The 17,499-nt window shown below is 54.1% G+C and carries 16 protein-coding genes; 2 read left to right on the top strand and 14 right to left on the bottom strand.

Annotation, left to right across the window (positions count from 1 at the left end):
• Positions 1 to 137: 137 nt before the first annotated feature.
• From ACTHSW_RS01440 to ACTHSW_RS01400, 9 genes are all read right to left on the bottom strand, one after another.
• Positions 138 to 569, bottom strand: a complete 432-nt coding sequence (locus ACTHSW_RS01440) for a plastocyanin/azurin family copper-binding protein (protein ID WP_070584383.1) — start codon at positions 567 to 569, stop codon at positions 138 to 140.
• A 69-nt stretch (positions 570 to 638) separates the two neighbouring features.
• Positions 639 to 1,403: an ABC transporter ATP-binding protein gene (locus ACTHSW_RS01435; protein WP_004519103.1), complete on the bottom strand. Its 765-nt coding sequence runs from the start codon at positions 1,401 to 1,403 to the stop codon at positions 639 to 641.
• Between the two features lie 10 nt (positions 1,404 to 1,413).
• Complete coding sequence (locus tag ACTHSW_RS01430) at positions 1,414 to 2,460, bottom strand: FecCD family ABC transporter permease (RefSeq protein ID WP_049332949.1); 1,047 nt, start codon at positions 2,458 to 2,460, stop codon at positions 1,414 to 1,416.
• Positions 2,461 to 2,577: 117 nt separating this feature from the next.
• Positions 2,578 to 3,693: an ABC transporter substrate-binding protein gene (locus ACTHSW_RS01425; RefSeq protein ID WP_107811093.1), complete on the bottom strand. Its 1,116-nt coding sequence runs from the start codon at positions 3,691 to 3,693 to the stop codon at positions 2,578 to 2,580.
• Between the two features lie 710 nt (positions 3,694 to 4,403).
• Entirely contained in the window at positions 4,404 to 6,167 is a 1,764-nt protein-coding gene (gene ptsP / locus ACTHSW_RS01420; RefSeq protein WP_070461078.1) for a phosphoenolpyruvate--protein phosphotransferase, read from the bottom strand.
• The gene (locus ACTHSW_RS01415; protein ID WP_003683718.1) at positions 6,167 to 6,436 is read right to left on the bottom strand and encodes an HPr family phosphocarrier protein; all 270 of its coding nucleotides are present in this window, start codon (positions 6,434 to 6,436) and stop codon (positions 6,167 to 6,169) included. The genes ptsP and ACTHSW_RS01415 overlap by 1 nt, the downstream gene beginning before the upstream one ends.
• Positions 6,437 to 6,485: 49 nt before the next feature.
• On the bottom strand, positions 6,486 to 6,914 hold the full coding sequence (locus ACTHSW_RS01410) for a PTS sugar transporter subunit IIA (RefSeq protein WP_049344952.1): 429 nt from the start codon (positions 6,912 to 6,914) through the stop codon (positions 6,486 to 6,488).
• Positions 6,915 to 6,971: 57 nt separating this feature from the next.
• Complete coding sequence (locus ACTHSW_RS01405) at positions 6,972 to 7,535, bottom strand: hypoxanthine-guanine phosphoribosyltransferase (RefSeq protein ID WP_107811094.1); 564 nt, start codon at positions 7,533 to 7,535, stop codon at positions 6,972 to 6,974.
• 114 nt (positions 7,536 to 7,649) lie between these two features.
• Complete coding sequence (locus ACTHSW_RS01400) at positions 7,650 to 9,179, bottom strand: ABC transporter permease (RefSeq protein WP_107768641.1); 1,530 nt, start codon at positions 9,177 to 9,179, stop codon at positions 7,650 to 7,652.
• A gap of 233 nt (positions 9,180 to 9,412) precedes the next feature.
• Here ACTHSW_RS01400 and ACTHSW_RS01395 point away from each other — a divergent pair, with 233 nt between their 5' ends.
• Together ACTHSW_RS01395 and pdxA are read left to right on the top strand one after the other, a co-directional pair.
• Positions 9,413 to 9,943, top strand: coding sequence for a cytochrome b (locus tag ACTHSW_RS01395; protein ID WP_083290050.1), 531 nt, complete (start codon positions 9,413 to 9,415; stop codon positions 9,941 to 9,943).
• Between the two features lie 157 nt (positions 9,944 to 10,100).
• Entirely contained in the window at positions 10,101 to 11,102 is a 1,002-nt protein-coding gene (pdxA, locus tag ACTHSW_RS01390; RefSeq protein WP_070461088.1) for a 4-hydroxythreonine-4-phosphate dehydrogenase PdxA, read from the top strand.
• Positions 11,103 to 11,293: 191 nt separating this feature from the next.
• Here the strand turns inward: pdxA and ACTHSW_RS01385 are convergent, their stop codons facing one another.
• From ACTHSW_RS01385 to ACTHSW_RS01365, 5 genes are all read right to left on the bottom strand, one after another.
• Entirely contained in the window at positions 11,294 to 12,289 is a 996-nt protein-coding gene (locus ACTHSW_RS01385; RefSeq protein ID WP_070461090.1) for a S49 family peptidase, read from the bottom strand.
• A 54-nt stretch (positions 12,290 to 12,343) separates the two neighbouring features.
• Positions 12,344 to 13,366, bottom strand: coding sequence for a lysozyme inhibitor LprI family protein (locus ACTHSW_RS01380; RefSeq protein WP_070461092.1), 1,023 nt, complete (start codon positions 13,364 to 13,366; stop codon positions 12,344 to 12,346).
• Positions 13,367 to 13,471: 105 nt separating this feature from the next.
• Positions 13,472 to 14,686 (bottom strand): sodium/glutamate symporter, encoded by a 1,215-nt coding sequence (gene gltS / locus ACTHSW_RS01375; protein WP_070461095.1) that lies wholly within the window; start codon positions 14,684 to 14,686, stop codon positions 13,472 to 13,474.
• Between the two features lie 217 nt (positions 14,687 to 14,903).
• Positions 14,904 to 16,310, bottom strand: a complete 1,407-nt coding sequence (locus ACTHSW_RS01370) for a tetratricopeptide repeat protein (RefSeq protein ID WP_070461098.1) — start codon at positions 16,308 to 16,310, stop codon at positions 14,904 to 14,906.
• A gap of 368 nt (positions 16,311 to 16,678) precedes the next feature.
• On the bottom strand, positions 16,679 to 17,499 hold an 821-nt coding region (locus ACTHSW_RS01365; protein ID WP_440373745.1), incomplete at its 5' end, for a capsular polysaccharide export protein, LipB/KpsS family.

The following is a 17,499-nucleotide window of genomic DNA, read 5'->3' as shown; positions in this document are numbered from 1 at the left end:
CTTACGGGTCTTATGTCGGAATAGGCCTATTTTATCGGAAACTGAAACGGAAGATATAGCTTTGATGCGTGTTTTACGCAAAGGAAACAGGCCGTCTGAAAGGTTTCAGACGGCCTTTAATGCAGGCATAAACGCGTTTACTTCACTTGCGCCATATATTTTTTCAGACGGCCTTTGCTTTGCATGGCGCGGTTTTCCATTTCATCGACAACGGCTTGTGCTTTGGCTTTGTTCACCGGTTTGCCGACCTGAATCACACCGCTCATGTTCATCATGCGGTGCGGCGGGCAGGTATAGACATACACGCCTTCTTTGTCGAGCTTGAGCGTGAAGTCTTTGCCGTCTTCAGAGAGGAAGTCGGCAACGCCGTCGGGCAGGGCTTTGCTTTGCACCCAGTGGCCGCTGTTGGCGGCTTTGAAGGTAACAGTGTCGCCGACTTTGGCGTTGACGTAGCCGGGCTCGAACACCATGCTGCCGTCTTTGCCGTTGTCGAGCATTTTGACTTCGTGGTTGGCGGCGTATGCGCTAAGGGACGCGGTCAGCATCAGGAGGAAGAGGGTTTTTTTCATGGAGAAAGTCCTTTTTGTGAAGAGTATAAAATGATTGCTGGGGCTGGTTTCTTGGTGGCAGATTCCCAGCTAGGATTGCCGCATCGGGCGGATAACGGGCAGGCCTTTGCTGTCGTACAAAAGCTCGATGTCCACTTTATACAGCCTGCCTATCATGTCCGCCTGCAACACGTCCTGCGGCGCGCCCTGCGCCTGTACTTTGCCTTCACCAAGCAGAATCACGCCGTCTGAAAACTGCGCGGCGAGGCTCAAATCGTGCAACACCATCAGCGTAACCAGATTGTGTTCGTGCGTGTATTGCACCACGCGCTCCAAAAGATTGAGCTGATGGTGCATATCCAGCGCGCTGACCGGTTCGTCCAGCATCAGGATTTCGGGGCGGCGCAGCATGACTTGGGCAAACATCACGAGCTGCCGCTGTCCGCCGGAAAGCCGCATGACGTCGCGGTGCGCCAGATGGCCGATACCCAGCTCCGCCATGATACTTGCGGCTTCGTGCAGCAGTTCGTCGCCGACGTGCATGTGCAGCGCGTCCATGCGGCCGAGCAACACGACTTCCAGCGCGGTCAGCGAGGCTTCGGCGGCGGTGTCCTGCGGCATATAGCCTATGCGTTTGCGCCAGCTTTGCAGGTGGATTTTGCTCAACACTTCGTCGCCGTAGCGGATGGTGCCTTTGTGCGCGACTTCGCCGAAAATCGTTTTCATCAGCGAGGATTTGCCCGTGCCGTTCGGGCCGAGCACGGAATAGACTTTGCCTTGTTCCAGCGTCAAATCGATATTGTCGGCGACCACATAATCGCCGCGCCGGATGTGTACGTTTTCAAGTTTCAACATTTCAGACGGCCTATCGTTTCGTTAATACAATCCAGAAGAAGAACGGCACGCCGACAAACGACGTAACAATCCCCACCGGAAACAGCGCGCCGGGGATAATCACCTTGGACAACACGCTGGCCACCGACAGAAACGCCGCCCCTGCCAGCATCGCGCCGGGCAGGAAGAAACGTTGGTCTTCGCCCAAAAGAATCCGCGCCACATGCGGCGCAACCAGTCCGATAAAGCCGATGACGCCGACAAAACTGATGGCCGTTGCCGTCATTACCGCCACCAACACCAGCGTTTTCAGACGCAAAAATTGCAGATTGATGCCCAGCCCGACGGCGCGTTCTTCGCCCAAGCGCAGCGCAGTCAGCTTCCACACATCGCGCGAAAGCAGAAACACGCATACCGCCGTAACCGCCGCCGTAACGATGACTGTTTCCCAAGTCGCCTTGGTCAGGCTGCCGAACAGCCAAAACAGAATCTGCTGCGAAATCTCAGGCGCGGCGATAAATTGAATCAGCGACAAAATCGACTGAAACAGGAACAACAGCGCAATCCCCACCAACACCAACATCGCCGAATTGAAGCGGCGCGCTGAGGCAAACAGAAACAAGATGCCCGAAGCCAGCATGGTCATCACAAACGCACCGATGGGGACGGCGACCGTTTCAGGCAGCCCGAAACCGCCGAACGCAATCACCGCCGACGCGCCCAAACCTGCCGCCGCAGCCAAGCCCAGCGTATAAGGGCTGGCCATCGGGTTGTTCAAGAGCGTTTGAATTTCCGCACCGCCGACACCTAAAGCCGCGCCGACCACCAACGCCATCACCGCAATCGGCAGGCGCAAATCCATCACAATCAGGCGGTTCATTTCATCGACTTCGGGTTTGCCCAGCAAAACATTGACCACTTCGCCGACGGGCAGCGTGTCCGTCATCGCAGGGCCGGTGGCGATGTCGAATAGGAAACTGACCGCCGCGATGACTAAAAACATCAACACAATCAACCAACGCTTGCCTTCCAACTTGCGCTGGTTTTTCACAATCTCGGCGACAACCGAATCATTCATGTTTCAAACCTTTAAAAAAGAGTGTTGTGAAAGGGGAGAAACAGGTTTGCCTTTTTCTTCCGCAAAAATTTCAGACGGCCTTCCGATTTTAAAGGCCGTCTGAAAATCTAAATTACCTTATTGTCCTTTCGGATAGAGGTAGAATGTGCCGTTCGGTACGACGGGCAGGTTTTGGCGGTAGAAGTCCAAATAGGTTTTTTCAGGGTTGAAATCCTTAAACAACTGCGGATAAATCGCTTTGGCCATAAACTGAATCGATGCGCTGTCGGACAGCGTGCGCGAGTTGGCGTGGTAGGCGGCATAGAGGCGGTTGTTTTTAATCGCAGGCAGGTTGGCCCAGCCGGCGCGTTTGGCAAAGCCTGCCAAGCGTTTTTCCGCTTCGGCTTTTGGAATGCCCCAGCCCATCACCATGGCGGCAGGGTTTTTCTTCAATTCGGTTTCGCGGCCGGTAATCACGATCACGTCGGGTTTGGCGGCGAGGACTTTTTCAGGATTGATCGGGCCGTAGAATTCGACCGAAGAAGCGGCGATATTGTTGCCGCCGACCAGTGTCGCCATCGAACCCCACATGCTCTTGCCGAAGGTAACGCTGTGTTCGGCAGGGCCTTTGTTGCCGAACTCGATATAGACTTTAGGCTTGGGCCGGTTGGCTTTTTTCACGCGCGCCTGGATGGTGTCGGCGATGCGTTTGTAGTCTGCCGCCAGTTTGTCGGCTTTTTGCTGCTGGCCGGTCAGCGTGCCGATGAGCTTGGTCGATTGAACGTGTTTGGCCACTGTTTGCGCGTTGTAATCCAACACGACGATGGGGATGCCGGCTTTGTTGATGCGGTCGAGATCGGAACCCAAAGCCTTGTATTGCCATTCGGCCAAAACCAGCAAATCGGGTTTCAGCGCCAATACTTTCTCAATCGAGAACGTGCCGACTTCCACTTCGCCCACGTCGGTCAGCTGATTCAGTTTAGGCACGGCTTTGCTGAATGCCGCCCAGCTTGGCGGCGCCCAGTCGGCCCAAACTGCTTTGGAAAAACCAACGACGTTGTCCAGCGCGGTTTTGCCGCCGATGGCCATGTAGTCTTGGTAGTAGAAGCCCAACACCACGCGCTTGGCAGGCAGGTCGACAGTTACCTTACGGCCGAGGATATCGGTCAGCTGAACCGGTTTGGCAAAAGCGGATACGGAGCCGACTGATAAAGCTGCGACGGCAATCAAAGCAGAAAGTTGCGTAAATCTCATGGATTATTCCTTTAAAATATGATGATAACCATTATCTTTTTATAAATTTACAAGGTATTGAATCTTTTTTCAAGTGAAACGAGTGAGTAGACATATTTCGAAATAAAAAGTTTCATCATTAAAACGAAGGGATAGTGTTGATATAGGGCTTGGGTGTACTGAAGACTTAGTGAAAAGGAATGATATGGTGTGTCTAAAGCCATAGTGGGCAGTAGCTGAAATGGATAGGTAAAGGGTTTTTTATTGCAACAAAATAAAAGGTATTCGGTTGAAAACAAGGCCGTCTGAAACCTTGCAATCAGGGTTCAGACGGCCTTTAGTGTAGGCATAAAAGTTTTATTTCACTTGCGCCCTATATTTTTCAGACGGCCTGTAAGCGGTGTTTGGGAAAAGTAAAAAAGGTTGGAGACCTTTGCAAAAATAGTCTGTTAACGAAATTTGACGCATAAAAATGCGCCAAAAAAATTCAATTGACTAAAACCTTCCTGATATTGAGCAAAAAATAGGAAAAATCAGAAAGGTTTTGCATTTTGAAAATGAGATTGAGCATAAAATTTTAGTAACCTATGTTATTGCAAAGGTCTCGGTTGGTTTTTGAAATGGCGAAATAGGAAAGGCTTGAGGGGAATCGGGTGTCAACCCAAAATGGGAAAAAATAAAAAGGGCGTGTTCAATACGCCCTTGTGTCGGTTTCGGATATTTTGCGAATTTCAGACGGCCTTGTCTTCGTTCTGCTCGCTTTGGTTGAGGATTTTAATCAGTTTCTCGGCTTTTTCCGGGTCTTCGCAGCGCAGGATTTTGGCAGCATCGTTTTCAAGATGGCCGGTGTGGCTGTGCAGGATGATGTTTTTAACCGAAAGCAGGTTGTTGGGGTTCATGGAGAATCGGCGCAAGCCCATGCCGAGCAATAGGCGGGTAAAGACGGTATCGCCGGCCATTTCGCCGCAGATGGAGACGCCTTTTTCCATGCGGTTGGCGGTGCGGATGATGTGTTGCAGCGTTTTGAGGACGGCAGGGTGGCCGGGTTGGTAGAGGTGGCTGACGCTGTCGTCGCCGCGGTCGACCGACAGGAGGTATTGAATCAGGTCGTTGGTGCCGATGGAAACGAAGTCGACGAGCTTGAGGATGCTGCCGACGGTCATGGCGGCGGACGGGATTTCGATCATGCAGCCGATGCTGACCGGGCCGAAGGTTTCGCCGCGTTCGGTCAGCTGGCGTTGGGCCGTGTCCAGATGGATAAGGCATTGGCGCACTTCGGAAATGGACGTAATCATCGGCCACATTATGCGCACGGGGCCGTGTGCGGCGGCGCGGAGGATAGCGCGCATTTGGGTGCGGAACATGACCGGCTCGGCGAGGCATAGGCGGATGCCGGTCAGGCCGAGTGCAGGGTTGAGGCTGCCGTTGGGTGTGCTGTTTTGGCCGAACCAGCGCGGATTTTTATCGACGCCCAAATCGACAGTGCGGATGGTGATGTTTTTGCCTTTGAGTTTTTTGACGATGCCGGCATAGACTTCGTATTGTTCGTCTTCGGTCGGCATGTTGTCGCGGTTGAGGTAGAGGAATTCGCTGCGGAACAGGCCGACGCCGTCTGCGCCGAAGTTGTGCAGGGCTTTGATGTCTTCGGCGGATTCGATGTTGGCGAGCAACTCAATGTTGATGCCGTCGGCCGTGGTGGCGGCGGTTTTTTTGATTTTGTTGAGTTCGCGCTTGTGGCTGCGGTATTCGCGGGCGAGGCGGCGGTATTCGTTGAGGACGACTTCGTCGGGATCGATGATGAGGACGCCGTTGATGCCGTCGACGATGACGATTTCGTTTTCGGTAATGAGTTTGCGGGCGTTATGCAGGCCGATGACGGACGGGATGTCGAGGCTGCGGCCCAAGATGGCGGTGTGGCTGGTCGGACCGCCGGCATCGGTTACGAAGGCGGTAATGTGCTGCTCTTTGAACAATACGGTATCGGCAGGCGAGAGGTCGTGCGCGATGAGGACGGTGTCGTCAAACAGGTTGCCGGCGAGGTTGATTTCGTTGCTTTGGCCGACAAGGTTGTTGTGGATGCGGCGGACGACTTGGAGCATGTCCTGTTTGCGTTCGCGCAGGTAGTCGTCGTCGATGCTGTCGAACTGGGCGGCGAGTTTGTCGCTTTGTTGTTTCAATGCCCATTCGGCGTTGATTTTCTGCTCGCGCAAAATGTCGATGGGTTCGCGCGAGAGGGTGACGTCGGTCAGCAGCATCAGGTGTAGGGAGATGAACGCGCCCAATTCGGTCGGGGCGTTTTCGGGAATCGCGCCGCGCAGCTGTTCCAATTCTTTGCGCGTGGCTTTGATGGCGTTGTCGAAACGGGCAACTTCGGCATCGAGTTTGTCAGGATCAATGTCGTATTGGGGGACTTCCGTTGTGCCGCGCGTGATGAGGTGGGCGTGGCCGATGGCAATGCCTTTGCCCGCGGCTACACCGTGTAGGACGATGCTCATTATTCGCCCTCGCCGAAGTAGTCGTTGATGAGGTCGGTCAATGCCTGCATGGCGGCGGCTTCGTCTGCGCCTTCTGTTTCCAGTTCAATCACGGTACCTTTGGCGGCGGCCAGCATCATCAGGCCCATGATGCTTTTACCGTTGACGCGGTTGCCGTTTTTGGTGACCCAGACTTCGCTTTGGAATTGGGAGGCGGTTTGGGTGAATTTGCTGGAAGCGCGCGCGTGCAGGCCGAGTTTGTTGATGATTTCGATTTCTTGTTTGAGCATGGATGTCCCCTAAATGTAATGTTCGTAAAGTGAATGTTTTCAGACGGCCTTAGCCGTGTTCTTTGCACACCAGGTCTTCAGGTGCGGATGTAATGGCGAAAATGCCCCGGATGGCGGCTTCTTTGACGGTTTCGGTGAAGTCGGAGAGGTTTTCGGCTTGTGATGAGTATTGGATGGCTTTAATCATCATCGGGGCGTTGAGGCCGGTCAGGATGGCGGATTTGTTTTCGCGCACCAGCCGGCGTGCGGCGTTGCACGGGGTTGCGCCGAAGATGTCGGTCATGATCAGCACGCCGCGGTTGTCGGGAAATTCCTGCAACGCGGCGATGGCGTTGTTGATGATGTCGTTTTGATCCTCGTCGGGCTGTACGCCGAGGATGTGGAGATTTTCGGGGAAGCCGTTGGGAAAGAAATGGTCGGCCAAACCGCGATAGGCTTCACCTATGGTTTCATGTGTAATGATTAACAAACCTATCATGATGTGTTCCTAGCATGGGGTTGAGGCCGTCTGAAGATTTTTCAGACGGCCTTTGTTTTATTTATTGTTTAAGGCGTAGATTTCGCCGAGGTTGCGCCAACAGCCGGCGGCATCCATACCGTAGCCGAAGACGTAGCGGTTGGGCACGTCTAAACCGACATAATCGGCTTTGGTCGGTTTTTCTTTGTCGATCAGTTTGTTGGCAAATACGGCCGCACGGCAGCTTGCCGCACCCATTTCCAACAGTTTTTCCTGAATGGCGGCCATGGTGTGGCCTTCGTCCAGAATGTCGTCCAAAACGACTACATGACGGCCTTTGATTTGCTCGGGGTCGGGCATGCGTTTCCAGTTGAACGCGCCGCCTGCGAGCTTGTCACCGTAGCGGGAAACGTGGACGTAGTCAAAGTCCAAAGGAAAGCGCAACAGCGGCAGCAGCTGCCCTGTAAACACCACCGCGCCGCCCATTACAGGCAAGAGCAGGGGGTATTTGTCGCCCAAGTCGCGGGTGATGTCGTCGGCAACTTTTTGCAAGGCCGCGCGGCATTGTTTTTGGTCAAACAGCAAGTCGGCATTGTCCAGCATGGCCTGGGTTTCAAGGCGTTTGGTTTCTAAGTCGGTCATGATAGGTCGTGTTGAGTGCGGTTAAAAATAAATTATATAGCGGATTCAATCAATTTTCGATACAAGGCGCGGCAATAGTGTAGTGAATGTGAGGGGAATTTGAGCCGATCACGTTCAGACGGCCTTTTGTCCTTCCGCTTCGTCCACCAGCAAAAATGCCGTTAAAGCCAAAGCGGTCAATACCGCCGTCAACACCATCGCCCGTCCGTAATTGTCCGCACCGGCGCGCCCGAGATAATCGTAAATCAAAGTGGTCAGCGTCTGCCATTCGGGGCGAGACAGGAATAATGTGGCTGCAAATTCGCCGATACACGTTGCCGAAGCCAGAGTCAGGCCGCGCCGCAAAGCCGGTTTCAATAAAGGTGCGGTGACATAACAGGCCGTCTGAAAACCGTTTGCGCCCATGGTGCGCGCCGCCGCCACGTAATCTTTGGGCAAACCATCCCACGCGGCCAGTACGTCTTTGGCCACAAACGGATACGCCAACAGCGCGTAAGTCGCCGTCAGCAGCCACAGCGAAGCCGTCCACTGCGGATAGAGCAGCAAAACGCCGAAGGCGATGCACACGGGCGACACCATAAACGGCAAAAACATCAGCGCGCGCAACCACGCCATTTGCCGTGCCGCTGCCGCATATAGCACGCCCAAAACCGTTGCTGCCGCCACGGCTGCCGCAGAGAAACGGACGGTATTCCACACCGCCGCCCACGTTTGCGCTTCCAGCAAGACTGCCCACGAAGAGCCTGCCGATACCGCCTTGAGCCACACCGCCGCCAAAGGCAGCAGACAGCACACTGCCAACATGGCCAAAACCGTTGCCGTCAGCCATTTTTCCCAAGCCCATATCGGCGCACGCGGAGGCAAAGGCGAGACAGACTTATCCACAGCCACGCGTTTGCTCCAATACGCATACAAACCGCCTGCCGCCGCCGTAACCGCCAGCACCAGCCACACCAATACCGACGCACGCGCCATGTCCAACTCATACGCCACCAGCCGGTAGATTTCCACTTCCACTGTTGCAAAACGTTCGCCGCCGAGCAGCAAGGCCAGCCCGAAGCCTGAAAAACAATATAAAAATACCAGACACGCACCACCGGCAACCCACGCGCGCACCACCGGCCATTCGACCCAGACAAACCGCCGCCACGCGTCCGCGCCCAAAGATTGTGCCGACAGCAACCGCGCCTGCGGCACACGCACAAATCCCTGATACGCCGAGCGCACCAAAACCGGCAGGTTGAAAAACACGTTGCCGTAAATCAGCAGCCACGGCGTGTCCTGCCAACCTGCCGCCAGCATACCGTGTGCGCCAAACAAGGCCAGCACGCCCATGCCTGCTACCAAAGTCGGCATCACAAAAGGCAGCATCAGCAGGCGTAAAACCGTGCGCCGTCCGGCAAAGTCCATCCGCGCCAGCACCCACGCCGCAGGCACGCCCAAAGCCGTGACCAAGACGCAGGTCAAAACCGCCTGCGCCACCGTCCAGCCCAAGCGCAGGCGCATATAGTCATCAGCCACCACTTCCGCCCAAGCGCCTTCGCCGTCGTAAAACGCCAGCGACAGCAAAGGCGCGGCCACCATGACCGCCAAGAAACCCAAAGGCAGAAGCAACAGCGCAAACCGCCGAATCCAAACCTGCATCGATGCGTACCCGAGAATAAAAACGCCTATTTTAGCCCGAGTTCGGCATAGAAGGTGGTATTCCTGCCCTTGTTTTCAGACGGCCTGGGCAGTCTTACGGATAAAACCGCCATTTCTTCAAATTTTCCAAACATTTACGAAATCTCTTCAAAAAGGCAACATAATTGGTTGAGCATTTTTGTTACAATGCCGCCGATTCAAAAAACCAAACAAATCAAAAACAAGGAAACATTATGACCGCTACACGCCCACAAACCTACGATGCTGTCGCGCGCGCGTTGCACTGGCTGACCGTACTCGGTTTCATCGGCATCCTCTCCACCATTACCGTTTGGACCATCTACGATGGCGAAGAATGGGTCAAATCGCTCTTCGGCGTGCATAAATCCATCGGTTTCATCACGCTGTTGGTGATTGCCGTGCGCATTGTTTGGGCTTTGCTCAATGCGTCCAAACGTCCTGCCGCCGACAGCTTTGCTGCCAAAGCAGGCCACCTTGCCCTTTACGTCCTCATGCTTGCCGTTCCCGTTATCGGCATGATCCGCCAATATGGCGGCGGCCGCGGCCCTTTGAAAGTATTCGGTATCGAAGTGATGCAGGGTTCGCCTGAAAAAATCGAATGGATGTCTAATCTCGGCAATATGGCGCACGGCAAACTCGGTTGGCTGCTCTTCGCGCTTGTCGCCGGCCACATCGCCATGGTTATCGTCCACCGCATTCAAGGCCACGACGTTTTATACCGCATGATTGGCCGCCGTTCTTAAGTGTAAAATGATAAACAGCCAAGGCCGTCTGAAAACAGTTTGACCAAGCAAAAACTGTTTTCAGACGGCCTTTTTGTATTTGTGTTAATCTGAAAAAAGTAGGGCAGGCATTTTGCCTGACGTTGTCTAAATACTGTAAACCATACCGAGAAACACCATGACTGCTCCCATTCTCGCCATCACATCCGGCGAACCGGCCGGCATCGGCCCCGACATCTGCCTCGATTTGGCTTTCGCCGACTTTCCTTGCCGCCCCGTTGTTTTATGCGACAAAAACCTGTTGGCGCAAAGGGCCGAACAGCTCGGCAAATCCGTCATCCTGCGCGACTTCCAAGCCCAAGCGGCTGATCTGTTGCCCAAGGGCGAACTCGAAGTCCTGCATATTCCTTTAGATGCCGCGTGTCGGGCGGGCGAGCTCAATCCTGCCAATGCCGCGTATGTCCTCCGGCTGCTGGATACGGCGTATCAAGGCATTTCAGACGGCCTGTTTACCGGTATGGTTACCGCGCCGCTGCACAAAGGCATCATCAACGATGCCCACGCAGGCAACGGCTTTTTCAGCGGCCATACCGAATACCTCGCCGAAAAAAGCCATACCGAACAGGTCGTCATGATGTTGACCGGCGGCGGCCTGCGTGTGGCATTGGTCACCACTCATCTGCCGCTGAAAGATATTTCCGCCGCCATCACAAAGCCTTTAATCAAGTCGGTTGTCCGCATTCTTGAACACGACCTGCGCCATAAGTTCGGCATAGCCAAACCGGTCATCCTCGTTACCGGCCTCAATCCCCACGCGGGCGAAGGCGGCCATTTGGGACACGAAGAAATCGACACCATTATTCCGGCGCTTCATGCCCTGCAGGCCGAAGGCATAGACGCACGCGGCCCTTATCCGGCCGATACTGTGTTCCAACCCTTCCTGCTCAAAGATGCCGACGCCGTCCTCGCCATGTATCACGACCAAGGACTGCCGGTGCTCAAATACGCCGGTTTCGGCGAAGGTGTGAATATCACCCTCGGCTTGCCCTTTATCCGCACCTCCGTCGATCATGGCACGGCCTTGAACTTGGCAGGCACGGGCAAAGCCGATTCCGGCAGCCTGATTACCGCCGTCCGCGCCGCGCTTGATATGGCGCACAATATGCAGCAGGCCGTCTGAAGCGTGAAGGTTTAATCGTTCGCAGGCGTAATGTGTTCCTGTAACAGCATCATCAGGGAGCATCTGCCTGCCGATTTGATGAAGCCGATGGATGTTTGGACAATAATCAGCGTTTTATTTTAAAAATCATATAAAAAAGGCCGTCTGAAACCCCATATTTTGGGTTTCAGACGGCCTTTTAGTTTTTTGGTTTACCAAATTTCAGACAAAGTTTCTTTGACTTTGGCCTTCACTTCCGCACCGAAGCGACGGCTGAGCATTTTGCTGAAATCGTCTTGCGGCGTGTAGTTGACCAGCTCGGGGGCTTTGACAACATCGCGGGCAACGCTGTAAATGCTGCCGAAGTCGTCAATCAGGCCGACCTGTTTGGCTTCTTTGCCGGTGTAGATGCGTCCACTGAAAACATCGGGATACTGTTTGTCTTTCAACCTTGCACCGCGGCCGAGTTTGACGGCTTTGATAAATTCTTGGTGGATATCGCCCAACATGCTTTCCCAAATTTGGGTTTGTGCCGGGGTTTCAGGCGTGAAAGGGTCGCCCATACCTTTGTTGCTGCCGGCGGTTTTCAGACGGCGTTTGACACCGGCTTTGTCCATCAGGCCGGTAAAGTCGAAACCGCCGCCGATCACGCCGATGCTGCCGACAATACTGGAAGGGTCGGCGTAGATTTTGTCGGCTGCGGCGGCAATGTAGTAGCAGCCGGAAGCGCACATGTCTTCGGCAACGAGGTAGACAGGAATGTCTTTGTGTTCGGCTTTGAGGCGGCGGACTTCGTTAAAGGCCGTGTTGGACACGACAGGCGAACCGCCGGGGCTGTTGGCGCGGATGATGATGGCTTTGGCATTGCCGTTGTTGTAGGCGGCTTCCATGCTGTCGCGCAGGATTTGGACTTGGTCGTCGATGTCGTTGCCGATTTCGCCGGTCAGGTCGATAACGGCGGTGTGTTCGCCGCGGGCGTGGATGCTCGTGGTTTTTCCTTCTTCTTCCGCGAGGCCGAAGATCAGGCTGAGGAAGATGAGGACGGCGATGCCGCGCCAGATATTGCGCCAAATGCGGGCGCGGCGCTGTTCTTGGTAGGCGGCGAGGAGGACTTCGCGCAGGATGTTGCGCTCCCAGTTATCGACGGGTGTGGAGGCTGAAGATGGTGTGTTTTGGGCATCGCCTTCACGGTGGATTCGGTATTGCATGATGTGATGTGCTTTCTTGTGGGCCGTCTGAATGTTCAGACGGCCTTATCGGTTTTAGTTGATGGAATAGCCGCGCAGGTATTGTGTACGTTCGCGGGTCATGCGGGTTTCACACTGCAGGCGCAGGTATTCTGCTTGTGCGGCGCTGTCTGCGGAGGCGGCGGCTTGTTGGCAGTTGAGTTTTTTGCTTTGAATCCAGGCGCGTTGTTCGCCGAGGATTTGTTGTTTGACATCGCTGTCCATGCCGCCCCAGAGGTCGTTGATCTCGCCGTCTGCCTGACGGTTTTGCGCGCGCGCGTTGTCGAGTTCGCTTTGGCTGAGGCCGGGCGGTTCGTTGCGCGGAGTTTCACGGTCAGGACGCAGGACTTCGTAGTCTGAATCGTTGTCATCATCGGTCAAGCCGACGGCTTGGCTGGCGGCGTTGTTTTCAAGGATGTCTTGTGGATCAACAGTCGGCGGCTCTTCCGTATTTTGGTTTTGCAGCAGCTTGATGGCCTGCTCTTTGGATACTGGTTTGCCGTCTATCATGACGATGCTTTTCACGCCGTAGGGCAACAGGGTGGCGGAAAGGGTCTGGGCTGTGGTGCTCAGAGTGTTGTCTTCGAGAACCGGTTTGCCGTCTTTGTCGGGGGTGTAGAGCAGGGTGGTGCTGAACGTGTTATTTTCAAAAGTCAGGTTGCTGCCCATCAGTTTTTGTTCGAGCATGTCGGACAACGGGGTGTTGCCGTAAATCAGCGGGCTGTTGTCTATGGCCGTTTTGAGGATGTTGTCGGGGATGCGGATTTTGAGGTTGGCGCGGCAGATGGCTTTGCCGTTGTCTTCGGTTTCTTTGGGGTCTTCAAGCAGGGTTTCTAATTCGAGGCCGGCGGCGATGATTTTGTCGGCATCGACGAATTGGCGGTTGTCATTGCGGGCAAAGGAGCGCGCTTGTTGTTTGAGGGTGTCTTCGATGGTGGTACGGATGTTTTGCAGTGTGGCCGGTTGGGCGCAATCAAGCGCGGCTTTCGGCTCTTCTTTGCTGCATGCGGCAAGAAGAATCGTGCTTAAAATCAATACGGAAGCGGTTTTTTTGTACATGGGTACTCCTGAAGATGACGGCCTTTCAGACGGCCTGACGTGCCTATCATAACAAAAGCACTTGCAGCAAGTAAATGCGGCAAGTGCTTTTCTATGTTAGACGTATCAGCCTTTGATGACGCTGACAAAGCCGGAGAGGATGGCGGCGTTGAGCAAGTCAACGAAGAAGGCGCCGACCATAGGTACAATCAGGAAGGCTTTGTGCGACGGGCCGAAGGTTTGGGTCAGGGACTGCATGTTGGCAACGGCGGTCGGGGTGGCACCCAAACCGAAGCCGCAGTGGCCTGCTGCCAATACGGCAGAGTCGTAATCGCGACCCATGAAGACGTAGGTAACGAAAGTGGCGTACAGAATCATCACAACGGTTTGTACGGCCAAGATGATGGTCACAGGACCTGCCAGACCGGTCAACTCCCACAGTTTCAGATTCAGAAGAGCCATGGCAAGGAAGAGTGACAGGGAAGCATTGCCGAAGACGTCGATGGCGCGGTCAAACATATTGACTTTGAAGGCTGCGGTCAGGACGTTGCGGATGACCACACCAGCAAACAGACACCATACGAATTTAGGCAAGTCGAAGAAGGCTTTGTCGTAGCCATCCACGATTTCGGCAAATGCCAAACAGCCGGCAAACATAGCCAAGGTTTCGACAGCAGACTCGGCAGTAATCAGGCGGGTGCGCTGTGCTTGTTCGAAGATGTCGTCGGCAGCATCGTTGTCGTCGGATTTGGCAGTTTTGACGACAGGTTTACGGCCCAATTTGTTGATCAGACGGCGTGCAACAGGACCACCGATCAAACCGCCGAATACCAGGCCGAATGTTGCAGAAGCCATACCTAAGCCGGTTGCGCCGGTCAGGCCGAATTTGCTTTCAAAGTCAGGACCCCATGCACCGGCAGTACCGTGACCGCCGGTCAGGGTAATCGAACCGGTAATCAGGCCAATCAGCGGATCCAAGCCCAATGCGCTCGCCAAGCCGACACCGACGAAGTTTTGGACGATGATGAATGCACCCACCACGGCGGTAAAGATAACCAAAGGCAAACCGCCCGCTTTCAGACGGGAGAAGTCGGCGCTCAAACCGATGGATGTAAAGAAGATGAGCATGAACGCATCTTGCAGCGGTTTTTCAAATTTGAAGCTGACACCGTAGGCTTCGTGCAGGGCGAACAGGACGATAGCGGCAATCAAACCGCCGGCGACCGGCTCGGGAATATTGAAGTCTCTTAAGAATTTGATTTTTTGAACCAGAAATTTACCAACCAGCAACACGAGCGTGGCGGCAATCAGTGTGTAATAACTGTTGAATTCCCATTCCATGTTGTTTCACCTCCTAGAAATGTTTTTCCGAGCATCCGTTTTTGTTCCGGATGTAGTGTGTTTCAACGCTTGGCGTTATCCGCCGAGTGTCATGGTATTGATGCGCGGACAAGGTGTTTTCAGAAAGAAATGAAAACAATGACGTGTCCGTGAAAAATAACTGGCAAATATTAGGGGAATAGTTAAAGATTGTCAAAAAATGCGAGTGTAAATCTTTTCAGACGGCCTTTTGCCCGATGGTATGGTGCGCTTCGCGGCGCCATTGTTCTAATAGGGATGTTAAAGATTCAGCCGAAGTGTGGCCGTTGCTGATGGCGGCCTGCAGCCAGTAGCAGGCGGTCGGAACATGACAGCCGACACCTTGCCCGTGATAGTAAAAACAGGCGAGGTGGTATTGGGCGGAAGGATGGTTTTGTTCGGCAGCGATGGCGTACCAGTGTGCAGCCGCCCGAGGGTCTGGCGCTGTACCGAGGCCGTAATGGTAGATGCGGCCTAAGGCTGCCGCCGCGTTTTTATGGTGGAACTCGGCAGCTTCCATGTAATTCTTGCGCGCAGCATTGTAGTCGGCGGGACGGCCGATGGCGTGGGCTTGTGCTTCCGCCAAACGGTAGATGGTTTCGGTTTGTTGCTGTTGCAGGGCGGCTGTTTTGATTTGTTCGTATTGTTGCGGATGGTACAGCGCGGCGTCGCTGATGAGTTTTTGTGCGGCGGCGGCAGAACCCAGCGCGGCGGCCCGGTGGTAGTAATCATGCGCGATATGGTTGTCGGCTTTGATGCCGAGGCCGTAGCGGTAGAGGTCGCCCATGATTTTTAGGGCTTCAGGATAGTCTTTCTCGGCAGCGGCTTTGGCATAGTGCGCCGCTTGGAACGGGTCGCGTTCGGAAAGTTCGCCGGTCAGGGCGTATTGGGCCAGCTTGGCCTGTGCTTTCGCGTGTTCCTTATCGGCGGCACGACGATACCATTCTAAGGCTTCAGGTTTGTGTTGGGTGGCAAGAAGGTCGGCCAGCAGGGTTTGTGCGGCGATGTGGCCGGCTTGCGCGGCTTGTTCGAGATAATGTTCGGCTTGTCCGTGGTTTGGACTGACACCTGTGCCGTAGAAGTAGATTTGACCGAGTTGCCAGCAGGCGGCAGTCACGCCGAGCGCGGCCGCTTTTTCGTATTGTTCGATGGCTGTCGCAATGTCGCCTTGGCGTTGGTGATGGCGTGCCAGATGGTAATATGCAGGCGCGGCATATCGGGCGGTAGCAAGCTCCGCCCAGTAAAGGGATTGTGGATTGTTGCGCTGCGCGTGGTAACGCATGAGGATTAATTGGGCTTCAAGATGACCTTGCTCACCCAGCCAGGCGTAGTCGTTGAGAAGCTGTCCTGTTGGGGTACCGTTGTGTTCGCGTTGTTGCAGCAGGGTAAAGAGTGCCTTAGGATGGCGTTGGGCCGCGGCGGCTTCCAGCCATGGAAGTGCCTGCTCCGGATGACCATTTTGCAGCAGATGATTGCCCAATACAAAAGCAGCTTCCGTATAACCCTGCTCTGCGGCCTGTTGCAGCAGGGGCAGGGCTTGGGCGGTATTGGATTGTTCCAAAAGGGCGGCGGCTTGCCGGTAGAGGATATCAGGAGCGGCGGTCATGGTTTGCGGGCGGATATAAAGTGGAAGACGGATGCTGCGGCATATGGGCGGCGATACCGGTTGAGGGTTTTGTAAAAATATTGCTCGCCACAGTTTTGTAAAGTGTATTGCCTTGCTGGCTTATCTTTAGGATGTTTGGCTTGTTATATTGTTTTGCCTGGGAGTACATCCATATTTTGTGTGTTATTAAGGCCTCAGCTTGAGTTGGTATGCTTTTATGACATCTCAGTTATTATACTGTCTTTGTAATTTATTGTTAATGATAAATGCAGTTTTTATGTTTTATTTACATGGTAGTAGCTAAGATATTGTTTGCTTCAGGCCGTCTGAAATGTTTTTCAGACGGCCTGAACTTTTCCTTCACTAAGTCAGGTTGTCGGTGTGGAAGAGTCGGATGTGTTTTTGTGAGGAAAAAAGACCTTACTGTAGAAGTTACCGTTAATTTGGGTCACGTTGAGGTGGTACATTCGGTAGGCATGGAACAGCTCTTTATCAGGCGGTGTCGGATGATTCCAAAATTCTGCCAAGGTATTTTGGTCAGTAATGCCGGGAATATCATAATAGGCACGGCCGAGCACTTTGACAGGCATATTGTGAATCAGGCCGGACAGGCCGCTGGTGCTGTTGATGGTGACCATGCCGAGGCCATGGCGCAGGAAAGCGGGCAGGGGGACATCATGGACGTAAGTCACGCGGCCTTTGAGTTCGGGGTGTTCTTTGATAAAGCGTTTAATGTCGCGCCAGTAGTCGATAAAGCCGCGGTCCATCGGATGATGCTTGATGATGATGTTGGTATCGGCAGGCGCGTGCGCGGCGAATGAGCTCAAAACATGGAGCAGGAAGCTGCGGACGCTGGGAAAGTCGCAATGGATACGGACTTGGCTGTCGTTGAATACCTGCAGAGGAACAATAAAAAACTTGCCGTATTTGCCCGCCTCCACGCGTTTGGCGATTTGGATGTCTTCAATATAGTAGTTCAAACGCTTGAGGATGGAGAGCGACCACAGTTTGAGGTAATGGCCGGCATTGGATGCGCGGTGGTGGATGTAGTCGAGGTGGTGGATGTAGTCGGGGTAGTGGATGTAGTCGAGGTGGTGGATGTAGTCGGGGTAGTGGATGTAGTCGGGGTAGTGGATGTAGTCGGGGTAGTGGATGTAGTCGGGGTAGTGGATGTAGTCGGGGTAGTGGA

Source organism: Neisseria sp. P0008.S004 (assembly GCF_051962755.1).
GTDB lineage: Bacteria > Pseudomonadota > Gammaproteobacteria > Burkholderiales > Neisseriaceae > Neisseria > Neisseria subflava_A.
The sequence above is the reverse complement of the archived record's forward strand: the minus strand, read 5'-3'. Positions and strand labels throughout refer to the sequence as shown.

What these genes read in the sequence shown, in the direction of transcription:
- ACTHSW_RS01440 (WP_070584383.1), bottom strand. Translation starts at nt 569, where the DNA reads ATGAAAAAAACCCTCTTCCTCCTGATGCTGACCGCGTCCCTTAGCGCA.
- ACTHSW_RS01435 (WP_004519103.1), bottom strand. Translation starts at nt 1,403, where the DNA reads ATGTTGAAACTTGAAAACGTACACATCCGGCGCGGCGATTATGTGGTC.
- ACTHSW_RS01430 (WP_049332949.1), bottom strand. Translation starts at nt 2,460, where the DNA reads ATGAATGATTCGGTTGTCGCCGAGATTGTGAAAAACCAGCGCAAGTTG.
- ACTHSW_RS01425 (WP_107811093.1), bottom strand. Translation starts at nt 3,693, where the DNA reads ATGAGATTTACGCAACTTTCTGCTTTGATTGCCGTCGCAGCTTTATCA.
- ptsP (WP_070461078.1), bottom strand. Translation starts at nt 6,167, where the DNA reads ATGAGCATCGTCCTACACGGTGTAGCCGCGGGCAAAGGCATTGCCATC.
- ACTHSW_RS01415 (WP_003683718.1), bottom strand. Translation starts at nt 6,436, where the DNA reads ATGCTCAAACAAGAAATCGAAATCATCAACAAACTCGGCCTGCACGCG.
- ACTHSW_RS01410 (WP_049344952.1), bottom strand. Translation starts at nt 6,914, where the DNA reads ATGATAGGTTTGTTAATCATTACACATGAAACCATAGGTGAAGCCTAT.
- ACTHSW_RS01405 (WP_107811094.1), bottom strand. Translation starts at nt 7,535, where the DNA reads ATGACCGACTTAGAAACCAAACGCCTTGAAACCCAGGCCATGCTGGAC.
- ACTHSW_RS01400 (WP_107768641.1), bottom strand. Translation starts at nt 9,179, where the DNA reads ATGCAGGTTTGGATTCGGCGGTTTGCGCTGTTGCTTCTGCCTTTGGGT.
- ACTHSW_RS01395 (WP_083290050.1), top strand. Translation starts at nt 9,413, where the DNA reads ATGACCGCTACACGCCCACAAACCTACGATGCTGTCGCGCGCGCGTTG.
- pdxA (WP_070461088.1), top strand. Translation starts at nt 10,101, where the DNA reads ATGACTGCTCCCATTCTCGCCATCACATCCGGCGAACCGGCCGGCATC.
- ACTHSW_RS01385 (WP_070461090.1), bottom strand. Translation starts at nt 12,289, where the DNA reads ATGCAATACCGAATCCACCGTGAAGGCGATGCCCAAAACACACCATCT.
- ACTHSW_RS01380 (WP_070461092.1), bottom strand. Translation starts at nt 13,366, where the DNA reads ATGTACAAAAAAACCGCTTCCGTATTGATTTTAAGCACGATTCTTCTT.
- gltS (WP_070461095.1), bottom strand. Translation starts at nt 14,686, where the DNA reads ATGGAATGGGAATTCAACAGTTATTACACACTGATTGCCGCCACGCTC.
- ACTHSW_RS01370 (WP_070461098.1), bottom strand. Translation starts at nt 16,310, where the DNA reads ATGACCGCCGCTCCTGATATCCTCTACCGGCAAGCCGCCGCCCTTTTG.